Here is a 12,780-nt window from a genome sequence, read left to right as displayed (position 1 = left end):
ACTCTCCCCTTATCCGAAGCGACCGGTAATATAGTCTTCTGTACGTTTATCAGACGGGTTGGAGAATAGCTTATCCGTTTCGGTGTATTCTACCACTTCCCCGCTCAAGAAAAATGCTGTTCTATCTGAAATACGAGCTGCCTGTTGCATGTTGTGTGTCACGATTACAATACTGTAATCCTTTTTCAGTTCCTGAACCAGCTCTTCCACTTTTAATGTAGAAATCGGGTCAAGTGCGGATGTAGGTTCGTCCATCAGGATTACGTCAGGTTCGATAGCAAGACAACGTGCGATACATAGACGCTGCTGTTGTCCGCCGGATAAGCCGTATGCATTTTCGTTTAAACGATCTTTAACCTCATCCCAGATTGCCGCTCCACGCAAGCTTTTTTCCACGATTTCATCTAGGACCTTCTTATTGCGGATACCATGGATTCTCGGTCCATAAGCAATATTGTCATAGATGGATTTTGGGAATGGATTTGGTTTTTGGAATACCATACCTACATTTGTTCTTAATTCTTCTACTTTATACGATTTGGAAAGGATGTTTTTATCTCTATATAAAATATCTCCGGAAATCCTTACAGTTGGTACAAGTTCAACCATCCGGTTCAACGTTTTGATATAGGTGGATTTACCACATCCGGACGGTCCGATGATAGCTGTTACTTCATTCTCGTAGATCGGCAGGTTGATGTTTTTCAAAGCCTGATCTTCTCCGTACCACAGGTTCAGATCTTTTGTATGATAAACTATTTTTTTGTCTGTTGGAGTGTTTGCAGTTGAAGAAGTCGCATTCTTCTTTTCACGTTCAGGTACCACAACTTGCATGGATGATTCCTCCTCTTAGATTAAAATCTTCTTTGGAATTTATTTCGAATAATAACCGCAATAGAGTTCATGACCAATAAAATGAACAGTAATACCACAATCGTTGCTGCAGCCAGATTTGCGTATTCTGATACAAGAGCCGCGTCAATGGTCCAATAGTAGATTTGCATTGGAAGCACCGTAAACTTATCAAAGATTCCTTCTGGAAGTGGAATCAATAATGCAGGTATTCCCAATACAACAAGTGGAGCAGTTTCCCCGATTGCACGGGATAACGCTAAGATTACTCCTGTTAAAATACCCGGTATAGAAGCAGGTAAAACGATATTCTTGATGGTTTGCCATTTCGTGGCACCCATTCCATAAGATGCTTCCCTCAGATATCCAGGTACAGAACGAATTGCTTCCTGACTGGCTACTACTACGATAGGCAGAACGAGTAATGCCATGGTCAATCCACCAGCCAGAACAATATTTCCTAGACCAGCTGCTCTAACAAAGATGGTCAACCCTAAGATACCAAAAACGATCGAAGGAACACCTGCAAGATTAGAAATATTCATCTGTAAAAATCGTTGAAGGCGGCCTTTTTTGGCATACTCTTCTAAATATATCGCTGTCCCAACTCCGAGGAACAAGGTAATAGGTGCTACAACAAGCATCAACCATAAAGTTCCCATTATTGCTCCCATGATCCCTGCTCTATCGGCCATGGTAGATAATTTATTCGTAATAAACTGAAGATCGATCCAACCCATACTTTGTGAAATAACTCGGTAGAATAATATGATTAGAACAACAAGACCGATTAAAGTGGCAAATAAGAAAAAGGATCTCGCAAAATTGTTTACAGTCAGTCTTGAGTTCATCTTTTTTTGTACTTGTGCTGCATCAACATATTTCATCTTAATATTCCTCCCTATACTTGCGAGAGATATACTGAGCGATCAGGTTCATAATTAAAGTAAAAACAAACAAGGTCATCGCAACAGCATACAAGCTGTAATATAAAGTTGAACCAGCTGGTGCATCTCCACCGGTTACTTCGACAATATAAGCAGTCATCGTTTGCATTGATTGTGTTACATCAAACGTAAAATTCTTTGTACTTCCACTTGCAATCGTTACAATCATCGTTTCTCCGATTGCACGTGAAATAGCAAGAACAAAGGATGCGACAATTCCAGACATTGCAGCAGGGACGACAACCTTCCATGCCACCTCAAGCTTCGTAGATCCAAGTGCTAAGGCTCCCTCTCTCATTGCATTAGGAACGGAGCTCATGGCGTCTTCCGATAGGGAGGCAACCATTGGAATGATCATGATACCCATTACGATACCTGGACTGAGGATATTTGTTGGTTCCAAACCAGGAATGATTGCTCTTAATAGTGGTGTTACAAAAGTAAAAGCGAAAAAACCATACACGATTGTCGGGATTCCGGCAAGAACCTCCAAAATCGGTTTTAATATTCTTCTGACTTTATCTGAAGCATATTCACTTAAAAATATTGCTGACATTAATCCAATAGGAATTGCTACAACCATTGCGATAAGTGACGAAATGATCGTACCGGTTAATAATGGCAATACTCCAAACTGAGCATTTTCACCCAAAGGCTTCAAAACGGTACCTGTAAAGAATTCTAGGAATGGTACTCTTTTAAAAAATTCCACTGTTTCAAATAATAAAGTAAATACAATACCAATAGTAGTAAAAATGGAAATCGTTGCAATCACCAAAAGGAATTTTGGCACAAATGCCTCAATAAGCCTGTTTGTATTGAGAGTGGATTTATTCTGTTGAATCATCTCTCTCACATTGATATTTTCTTTCTGATTTGCCAATTTGAAATACCCCTTTCATCCCAAAACAGGATCATCCATAGCCTGTTTTAGTGCACATGGGAAGATGAGGAGCATCATAGCTCCCCATCTCCCCGGAAAAATTTACTTTAAACCTTCTAGTTCTTCAACAGATTTCTGAATTTCTTCATCAGTTAAAGGAGCAAAACCTGTTTCACTCGCAACTTTTTGTGCATTTTGCATTGTGTAGATTGCATAATCAAGAACATGAGGTTTTTCTTTTGCCATTCCAACATTCAAGTATGTGAATACTGGGCGAGTAAAGTTAGCATAGTCTCCATCTTCGGCAATTGTGTCAAGGGATGGTTCCACCGGTCCGTTACCGAAGTCAACTTTCACTGCCGTTAATTTATCTGTGTTGTTAGCATAGTAACCATACCCGAAGAATCCGATTGCGTTTTTATCTTTAGAAACAAGGTCTACTAATGTAGAGTATTCTTGTTGCAGGTTTGTACCTTCAGCTAAATCTTTTTCTTCAAGGATTTTTTCCCAGAAGAACTCGTAAGTTCCGTGGTTTTCATTTGGTCCATATGTTTTGATTTCTTCATTTGGGAAATCAGGACGAACATCAGACCATTTCTTCTTGTTTCCTTCCGCTAAGAAGATGTCGATAATTTCTTGCTCAGTCAATTCTTGAGCCCAGTCATTTTCTTTATTGATAACGATAGTTAGACCGTCAAGTGCAACTTTCATTTCTTTTACTTCCATACCTAATTCGTCAGCTTGTGCTTTTTCTTCGTCTTTAATTTGACGAGAAGCGTTGTTGAAATCTGTACCATCTTCAACTAGGAATTTCTTGAAACCTGCAGAAGTACCTGCACGGCTTACTTCAACTGATACACCTTCTTGAGCTTCTGTCATGTATTTTTCAGCCATTACAGACATGAACGGGAATACTGTTCCAGATCCATCAATTACTACACTACCTTCAAGTTCTTCTCCACCTTCAGCGGATGTACCTTCTGAAGATCCATTGTTTGAGTTACCGCATGCTGCAGCAAATACTGCTAGTGATGCTACGATTGTAAGTAATAAAAAACGTTTGAAGCTTTTCATTTCTTAATTCCCCCTAAGGTTTTTGTTTTTTGATGTTTCTGTTTATCTTGCCCTACGAGTTTTATAATATAATCAACGTATTAACCACGTATGAACCAAGTGTAAAGGTTTTGTAAATCTCCTCTTTTTTGATGAAAATTGGGGAATAATAGCGATTTTTGTTAAGTTTATGCTATTGCAATCTGACAATATAGGTAGAATGCAATAAAAAAAGCACTCGCAATGAGTGCTTTTTTTAGTCTATTCGTTGCCTTCTTGATTTTGTTCTTCATCTACAGGGACTGTCCCATCTTCCGTTACGATGGTATTTTGTTCTTCCGGGTTATCCAGACCATTCGTCCGTTTCTCCTTTAGTTCGAAATATGCCTTCATTATTTCGTCCCCGATTTCGGTACTGATTCCTCCAGTTACGTTAAAACCGGTGGAAGCATAAGGAACCATGATGGCAAAGGCAAGTTCGGGATTATCGTATGGCGCATAGCCAATCAGATTAAAGTTTAGCGTATCATGTCCCACTTTTTTCCCATTTTCCAATGTTTGCACATATCTTGACTGTGCAGTACCTGACTTACCTGCCGGTTTATATTCCTTCATTTTGGATCCTCTTGCAGTACCCCGATTGCCGTTATACACTCTGATGAAACCTTCCTGGACGCGCTTGATTTCAGCATCTGTCATATCGACCCTGTTAAGAATTTCGGGCTTGAATGGCTGAAGGACAGGTCCTAAACCATCCTCTTCAACCGGCTCCCTTACTTCTCTTACCAACTGTGGCTTTACACGATAGCCTCCGTTTGCGATTGTAGAGACATATTGTGCCAATTGAAGCGTCGTGTAGTTGTCATACTGTCCTATAGATAAATCGAGCAGCAGACCTGGCAGTGATTTATCCCCGCCAATTACCCCTGTGGATTCATTCGGCAAATCTATTCCCGTGTTCACACCCAAACCAAATTGGGCAAAATAGCTTCTTAATGTATCATAAGCTTCCGGTTTTACGTAGAGCGATTCTCCAGGCCTGTAATTAGCCCCTGCAATAGCAAGTGCAGTCTTAAACATATATACGTTGGAGGAGCGTTCAAGAGCAGTGAGGTCATTGATACTCCCCATGTTTACGTATGAACCTTTTTTAAGGCGCTGTTGCCCTAGATATAATGGGGTGTCTAATTGATAGCTTCCAGGCTGAATGACACCATGCTGGAAACCTGCCAATACGGTGGCGCCCTTTACAGTAGATCCCGGTTCAAACGCTGATTGGAATGTTCCAAGGGCATGATCAAGTACTTCCATTTCACCTTTATCGTTACGTACAAGCTGTTTCCCAGCAAGTGTAAGTACTTCACCTGTCTTGGGATCCATGACTACTGCATATGCACGATCCAAGAATTCCGCTTTTGCTGCAGGATTTGCTTTCGCTGCCAGCATCTTTTCGACCAAAACTTTTTCAACGATTTGTTGCAGTTCCATATCTATAGAAAGAACTAGGTCTTTTCCTCTTTGTCCTTCAAACACTTTTTCCTGGCGCAACAGGTTGCCAGAGGAATCTGTCACATTTCTCACTCTCGCCTTTTGACCCTGCAGCACATTTTCGTACTCGGCCTCGATCTGACTCATACCAACACGGTCATTACGGCTGTATCCTTTTGCAAGGAATTCCTCGAGACGTTCACTTGGTATACCACTATCCGTATCTGACACTCTTCCCAATATGGAACGTAAAGTGTCTCCGAACACATACTGGCGGTCCCAATCCGTCATAATATCAACACCAGGTAGGTTCCCGAGGCTTTCACTGATGATGGCATACTCTTTTGCTGTTACGTTCTCATTTTTCACAATTTGCGGGGTAAGAGGATAGCCTTTGATTAGTTCACGGAAGATGGCAAGGACTTTCATATCCTCTTCGGATTCTGTAATCTCCTTCAAATGATCTTCGGTTATCCGATCCAACTGAAGCTTATACAGGTCCCCTTCTTCAATCTCGCCATCTTCGACTTTTTTCATATCTGCATCTGTAATCAGTTTCTTGGCTTCATCCGGATGAGTCAGGATCCAATAGTCCTTTTTGTCCCGCTCCTGAATTTCCTCCGTATCAAGCGTGATGACCTCGGATAACTCCCTTGCAATTTCCAACTGCTCCTTGGAAGAGGTGGATTGCATTCTCGTATATGTAATCGCATTTAATGGGGTATTATCCACCACTACGTTATGGTTGCGATCAAATATTTTCCCTCTTGGCGCCAATGTATTTACAGTAACATTCTCTTCTCTATCCACTTCCTTGCGATAGTCCTCTCCAAACACGATCTGGACAAATCCTAAGCGAAGTATAAGGGCAGAAAACAACAAGAATACCGCAAAAAACAAAAGATTCAACCTATATGGGACATAATTCTTTTTCTTCTTTTTTTGTTTCTGATTGGTCATACCCTACACCTTTTCATCTGAAATTTTTGCATAAAAAGCAATAGACACCTATTAGTAATCTCCCTAGGTGTCTTTGTCTATCTTTATTGTATAAGAAATCACTTCAAATATCTATTAATAAATGGAACTAAGGCTTAGATTCTCCTTCGCCATCCCGTAAAGTTGTCACAATTGGATGCGGTTCCTCTTTTACGACTGGTTTAGTCGGCTCAAATTCAATTTTCCTCACAAAAGGATAAATCATCGCATGACCAGCCCCGATGATACACATGAGGACCGGTATACTTTTTTCCTGATCAAAAAATAGGACAGCTATCAGGAAAAGTATAACGGAAACAGCTCTACCTCCATTCAGGAAAATCTCGCGGACCACAATATACTCTATGCGCATCTCGCCAGCCTTCCAGCTTCTGCCGATCACGTCATATGTCAGGGAGACGTATGGCACCAATAACAATGGATAAGCAATCGCAATCGTCACCGCATAGAAGAGAAGTTTCACATATGTAAGCTCGAATACCAGGAAGAATATCGCCCCGTACAAGATCAGCCCACCAAACTGGATGGCTTTTTTCCTGTGATGCTTCTTGATAAGCCTTGTGGCAAAATAGTAGGCAACAAATGCTACAGCCGAATTCAACAACCCAAAGGTTCCGAGTGCCATTTCACTGTTCGTTGTGATATACACCAATACGGATACTGCAAAAATAAATGTACCCTCCCTTATTCCTTGAAAGAAATGGGCATTGGTAATATAACGCCAATTGTCATTGTTTCTTCTTTCTTTGATGATCCGTTTCAGTTCATAGCTTCCCTCTGCCCCTCTTCGCTTAATAAATAAGCTTAAGATGACAGCAGCAGAAAATAGGATCAGCGAGATCGTAAAAATGACCGTGTACCCTGTAAACTTCTCCAAAGTGGAAATGATGTACCCGGCAGCAAACGGACCTATCATCCCACCTACAGAAGTCAGGATCCCTAAAAATCCGTTGAAAAAATCCCGGGTTTCCGGCTCCGTTATTTCAAATGTAAGGACATTAAAAGCGAGCCAATAGAATCCGTAGCCGATTCCAAGTAAGGAACCGAGCATCAATAAATAGGTAGATGCCTGATCCCCTATAAAGAGTACAGACAAATAAAAAAGTGCTAAGAATACGACTCCTAAACGTAGCACTATGACTCGATCGATTTTTTTTGCCCATCTACCAGCCAGAATGAATGTCAGAGGCTGAAAGATGACCACCGCCAGGTTATAAAAGCCCAGATCGCTGAACTCTCCCGACTGCTTCCACAAGTAAACATTTACAAAGGTGTTCGATAATGCGATGCTCAGTGAATAGAGTCCACCAATGACCAATAGCAGCAGCAAGTTTTTATTCACTTCCACATCGCCAATTAACTTTTTTAATGCAACCATATTACCCTCGCTCCTTTATCTACATTTATTGTGGCTTAATGGGGAGGTAATATGTATTGTTTTTGGATACCATTATGTCACTACAGGAATACAAAATAAAAAACTCCCGCCCACCTAAGGACGAGAGTCATCAATCGATAATTATTTCGCTTCGTTATAAAGCTTTCCAACAACATCCCAGTTGATTACATTGTAAAAAGAAGAAATGTAATCTGGACGGCGGTTTTGGTAGTTTAGGTAGTAAGCATGCTCCCAAACGTCAAGACCTAGGATAGGAGTTTTACCTTCCATTAAAGGAGAGTCCTGGTTTGGTGTGCTTGTCACTTCAAGCTCACCGTTGTTTACTACTAACCAAGCCCAGCCAGAGCCGAAACGAGTTGTAGCAGCTTTAGTGAACTCTTCTTTGAAGTTTTCAACGCTACCGAATTTGCTAGTGATGGCATCTGCCAATTCACCAGTTGGAGAAGTAGAACCGCCTGGAGTCAAGATGTTCCAGAAAAGGCTATGGTTTGCGTGTCCACCACCGTGGTTGCGAACTGCAGTTTGGATTTCTGCAGGAACAGCTTCCATGTTGGAGATTAGCTCTTCCACACTTTTGCCTTGAAGTTCTGTTTTACCTTCAAGAGCTGCGTTAATACCAGTTACATAAGTATTGTGGTGCTTTGTGTGGTGAATGTTCATAGTTTCTTTGTCGATATGAGGCTCCAATGCGTCATAAGCATAAGGTAATTGTGGTAATTCGTATGCCATAATTATCTCCTCCTAATTTGTTATGTAGGTATAAATCAGGGTTGGCTCTCCATCCCGTGATTCATTATTTTCAGATTACCAAAACTTGTAGTATCTTTCAAATAATCTGCCTTAAACTTGTCACATTTATTTAAATGGATAGTTCCTGTGAGAGTCGATACATGCTCTCATCTATTTTGTGAGGTATGGAAAAGACCTCTTCAAAGGAATAATCAACTATACTGTTTTGTTCCATTCCGACTGCACGTCCACCTTTTCCTTCTATCAGCAATTCTACAGCACGGCCTCCAAGTCTGCTCGCCAGCACGCGGTCAAATGCCGTCGGGGTTCCTCCACGCTGTATGTGCCCCAATACTGATACACGTGTTTCAAGGCTTGTTTCCCTTTCAATCAGCTTCGCAAAGTCCATTCCATTGCTTACACCTTCAGCCAGGACGATGATGGTATGCTTTTTGCCACGCTTTTGTCCGCTTTTGATACGGCCTACGACGTCTTCGAGTTTAAAATCTATTTCGGGAATGATGATTGTTTCCGCTCCACCGGCCAATCCCGCCCATAAGGCAATATCACCGGCATGGCGCCCCATTACTTCTATAATAAATGTACGTTCATGCGATGTGGCTGTATCCCTTATTTTATCAATCGCATCAATGACAGTGTGCAAGGCTGTATTGAAGCCGATCGTATAATCGGTTCCTGCAATATCATTGTCGATGGTACCTGGTAGACCGATACATGGGAAGCCGTGTTCCGTCAGCTTCTCTGCACCACGATAGGAACCATCTCCACCAATGACAACCAGTCCCTCTACACCATGCTTATTCAGCTGTTCAATTCCCCTTTTCTGGCCTTCAAGGGTCTTGAATTCCTCGCTTCTTGCCGTATAGAGGATGGTCCCCCCACGATGAATGATATCCCCCACCGATCCTAGCTCAAGCTTCTTGAAGTTGCCCCCCATCAACCCAGCATAACCCTGATATATACCGTATACATTTAAATTGTGATAGATTGCTTTCCGCACTACAGCACGGACGGCTGCGTTCATGCCAGGCGAATCCCCGCCGCTCGTCAATACCCCGATTGTTTTCATTATCTTCACTCCCTATAATTGAACATACCTTTACCTAACACAAAAGCTTGCAGGTTAAACAAAGATTAGTATATCCATATTAAACCATTCCATGTCGGTAAAATGCCAATGTTAAGCTATATAAAGAAAAGGAAACAAAGGATCATCACCATTTGAATCAAACCTTTTGCAAGAACACTGCTGAAAAGTCCCACAACAGAGCCGAAGCCGATTTTCACCGCGGCCTTCCATTCCTTTTTATTGAAAAGCAGTTCCCCAAAAATTGCCCCTAAAAACGGGCCGAGGATAATACCAGCAACCGGTATGACAAAGGGTCCGGCCAATAGACCAATTGTACTTCCCCAAATCGACGCTTTGCTTCCGCCGAACTTCTTGACTCCCAGTAGGTTGGCAAAATAATCGGCTACAAATAGAAGCACGACAAACAACCCCGTAATAATCCAAAACCAGACGTTCAGCTCTTCAAAGGAGAAGAACACTCCATATAAAAGAAATCCCCCTACAATGAATAGCACACTTGGGATGATCGGGTAGATCAATCCTACAAATGAGATAACAAACAGTGCAATGATGATGATCCAATAGACGATATCCATATTCATCCTCCATTTCGATATTATGCAAGAAAAGCCGGACCCCCTAGAGAGTCCGGCATTTTCTAAGTTACTATCTATTATAGCGTTTCGTGGTCCTCACCTAAAACTGCTTCTGCAATATTTACGGCATGGTCCCCGATACGCTCTAAGTTGCTCACGATATCGACAAATACGATACCGGCTTGACCGGAGCACGCACCTTCATTCATACGTAAAATATGCTTTTTACGCAAAGTACGTTCCATTTTATCGATTCGATCTTCTTTAAGTCTTACATCATTTGCTAAATCTTTATTATTTGTATTAAGAGCTTCAATTGCCTCTTTTACTGTTGTAACTGTCAAGGCAAACATTTCTTCCAAGTCCGTATCTGCAGAATCAGTCAATTCCACTTTGTTGGCAATCTGGAAATCAACCAGTTCCACGATGTTTTCAAAATGATCTCCGATACGTTCGATATCTCTAACTGTATCCATTAATACGGAATGTTCTTCCGATTCGTTATCTGAAAGGGAGCTTGATGAAAGCTTGACAAGATAATCGGTTATCTTACGGTCAAGATTATTTATGGCATCCTCAAGTTGGTATGCCTGTTCCGAATGCCTTGTAGTACCTGTTTTCAAATAGTTCTGGGTCTCTTCCAATCCAGCTATGGCAAAACCACCCATTCGGACAACTTCCTCTTTAGCTTGTCCTAGCGCAAGGGAAGGAGACTGTTCAATAAAAATAGGATCAAGATGTTTCGGTTTATATTCCACTACACTGTCTTCACCAGGAATAATCTTGGTTACAATCAGCGCCAGCAAGCCTATCAATGGGAACTGGATAATCACATTGGCTATGTTAAATGTACCGTGAGCAAATGCGATTGTCATTTCCGGGTTCAGATTCAGTGATTGCTGGAACCAAATGATCAGTTTTTCGAATGGAGTTAATAGTATAAGAACAATAGTAGTACCAATCAAATTGAATAATACATGTGAAAGCGCTGCTCGTCTCGCTGCTACAGAAGCACCTATTGCAGCTAATACAGCAGTAATGGTTGTTCCTATATTGTCACCGAATAATACGGGTAAAGCGGCATCCAATTTGATAGATCCCTGCCCAAACAGTTCCTGAAGAATACCAATGGTCGCACTTGAGCTTTGAACCAACACAGTAAATACTGTTCCGACCACCACACCTAAAATTGGGCTTTCACTCATGGATACAGTCAAATCAACAAATGCTTGAAGCTCTCTTAATGGCTTCAACCCATCACCCATTATGTCCAATCCATAGAATAAGGCACCAAACCCGAATATTACCTGCCCCAAATAATGGAGCTTTTGATTTTTAAAGAAGAATAACAGGATAGCACCGACTGCAATAATTGGAAGGGCATATTCCGAAATTTTAATACCGATGATAAAGGCAGTAACCGTTGTTCCCACATTTGCCCCCATGATGACTCCGATTGCTTGTCTCAGGGACATAAAGCCTGCACTAACAAGGCCCACTGTCAAAGCGGTTGTACCAGAACTTGATTGAATCAAGACTGTGACAATAATACCCGCAAGGACTCCCATGAAAGGGTTGGTTGTAAATCTGTCCAAAATATCTCTCAGCTTGTCTCCAGCTGATTTCTGTAGTCCGTCTCCCATGTATTTAATACCAAAAAGGAAGATACCAAGACCACCAATAAATTCAAATATCATCTTTTGAATATCCAAATCCAATACATTCAACCCCTTAATTTATGTACTTATTATCGACAAAAATCAACAAAACCAAGTACAATTATTAACCTAATGTAGAACTAATGTAAATAGAAAACCCGATAAATTTACATTATCTTTACAAACCGACACTTGAAAATAACGAAGAATTCTGATACTTCAATAAAATATTGTATACATACCCAAATTAAGGTAACATTAGGATGAAAATCAATATCTTTAAAGGACTGATCCAGTTGAATATTTTCAAACAATTCATTAAAAGCCTATACTCACCGAAAACGATGGCAAGCTTCCGTTTTCAAGGTATCGGAAAGACGATACTTTTTGTATTTTTCCTTGTACTCATTACTTCTATTCCCAAGTTTGTCAACATTGGAACCGATGTAACAAATTTTTATAAAAGCGCACAAGAAATTTTCGAGTCTGATGTTCCCGATTTCTACATAGAAGAGGACAGATTTCACGCTGATGTACAGGAGCCATTTGTTATGAAGGAAAGTGGAATGACCATCATTTTCGATCCTGAAAATGAACTTTCCCTAAGTGAGATCAAAGCATATCAGGAAGTGCTGGTTTTCCAGCAGGATGAAGCGCTGCTCGTTTACCAGGGCACAGTCGAATATATACCATTCTCGGATTTTCAAGGTGCCTATATAGGTAAGAAAGAGGTTGTCTCCTTTTTGGATTCTATGGAAGGAACGCTTCCTGTGTGGATTACCCTCATCATCATTGCAAGCTACGTTTTCTTCAGTGCCACTAAATTTATTCAAGTGACCATTCTTGGTCTTATCGGGCTGGTATTAAAGAATGCGCTTCAACGCACGAACCTGAATTTCCGTCATACATGGATCATGTCCGCATACGCTGTCACCATACCAAGCGTGTTTTTTGCCATTATGGAGGCTTTATCCATCCCGGTCCCTGGAGCGGTATGGCTGAACTTTGCCATTGCGGTATTTGTTCTCTTCCTGATAATCAAAGAAGTCAAAATCAGAAAAATACAGGAATAACCTTTTTAACCGC

The 12,780-nt window shown here is 41.1% G+C and carries 11 protein-coding genes; 1 reads left to right on the top strand and 10 read right to left on the bottom strand.

Going from position 1 to position 12,780, the window contains the following annotated elements:
* Window positions 1-9: 9 nt before the first annotated feature.
* The 10 genes from pstB to ABN702_RS04510 all read right to left on the bottom strand — a co-directional run bounded on the left by pstB (window position 10) and on the right by ABN702_RS04510 (window position 11,754).
* Complete coding sequence (gene pstB / locus ABN702_RS04555; RefSeq protein WP_417899582.1) at window positions 10-834, bottom strand: phosphate ABC transporter ATP-binding protein PstB; 825 nt, start codon at window positions 832-834, stop codon at window positions 10-12.
* Window positions 835-854: 20 nt separating this feature from the next.
* Window positions 855-1,739 (bottom strand): phosphate ABC transporter permease PstA, encoded by an 885-nt coding sequence (pstA, locus tag ABN702_RS04550; protein ID WP_417899581.1) that lies wholly within the window; start codon window positions 1,737-1,739, stop codon window positions 855-857.
* Between the two features lies 1 nt (window position 1,740).
* The gene (gene pstC, locus ABN702_RS04545) at window positions 1,741-2,646 is read right to left on the bottom strand and encodes a phosphate ABC transporter permease subunit PstC (protein ID WP_417900825.1); all 906 of its coding nucleotides are present in this window, start codon (window positions 2,644-2,646) and stop codon (window positions 1,741-1,743) included.
* Window positions 2,647-2,784: 138 nt separating this feature from the next.
* Window positions 2,785-3,756 carry a PstS family phosphate ABC transporter substrate-binding protein gene (locus tag ABN702_RS04540; RefSeq protein WP_417899580.1) on the bottom strand — a complete coding sequence of 324 codons (972 nt, stop codon included), beginning with the start codon at window positions 3,754-3,756 and terminating at the stop codon, window positions 2,785-2,787.
* A gap of 240 nt (window positions 3,757-3,996) precedes the next feature.
* Complete coding sequence (locus ABN702_RS04535) at window positions 3,997-6,183, bottom strand: peptidoglycan D,D-transpeptidase FtsI family protein (RefSeq protein WP_417899579.1); 2,187 nt, start codon at window positions 6,181-6,183, stop codon at window positions 3,997-3,999.
* A 127-nt stretch (window positions 6,184-6,310) separates the two neighbouring features.
* Entirely contained in the window at window positions 6,311-7,600 is a 1,290-nt protein-coding gene (locus tag ABN702_RS04530; RefSeq protein ID WP_417899578.1) for an MFS transporter, read from the bottom strand.
* 141 nt (window positions 7,601-7,741) lie between these two features.
* Complete coding sequence (locus ABN702_RS04525) at window positions 7,742-8,350, bottom strand: superoxide dismutase (protein ID WP_417899577.1); 609 nt, start codon at window positions 8,348-8,350, stop codon at window positions 7,742-7,744.
* A 130-nt stretch (window positions 8,351-8,480) separates the two neighbouring features.
* The gene (pfkA, locus tag ABN702_RS04520) at window positions 8,481-9,440 is read right to left on the bottom strand and encodes a 6-phosphofructokinase (protein WP_417899576.1); all 960 of its coding nucleotides are present in this window, start codon (window positions 9,438-9,440) and stop codon (window positions 8,481-8,483) included.
* 116 nt (window positions 9,441-9,556) lie between these two features.
* A complete protein-coding gene (locus ABN702_RS04515) occupies window positions 9,557-10,036 on the bottom strand; it encodes a DUF456 domain-containing protein (protein WP_417899575.1) in 480 nt (159 codons plus the stop codon).
* A gap of 77 nt (window positions 10,037-10,113) precedes the next feature.
* Window positions 10,114-11,754 carry a Na/Pi cotransporter family protein gene (locus tag ABN702_RS04510; protein ID WP_417899574.1) on the bottom strand — a complete coding sequence of 547 codons (1,641 nt, stop codon included), beginning with the start codon at window positions 11,752-11,754 and terminating at the stop codon, window positions 10,114-10,116.
* A 203-nt stretch (window positions 11,755-11,957) separates the two neighbouring features.
* On the opposite strand from ABN702_RS04510, the gene ABN702_RS04505 reads away from it, so the two are divergent.
* Window positions 11,958-12,767, top strand: a complete 810-nt coding sequence (locus ABN702_RS04505) for a DUF1189 domain-containing protein (protein ID WP_417899573.1) — start codon at window positions 11,958-11,960, stop codon at window positions 12,765-12,767.
* Window positions 12,768-12,780: the final 13 nt, after the last annotated feature.

The organism is Bacillus haimaensis (assembly GCF_048270625.1).
In the GTDB taxonomy this organism is placed as follows: Bacteria; Bacillota; Bacilli; order Bacillales; family Bacillaceae_I; genus Sutcliffiella_A; species Sutcliffiella_A haimaensis.
This window is presented reverse-complemented; position numbering and strand designations above follow the sequence as displayed.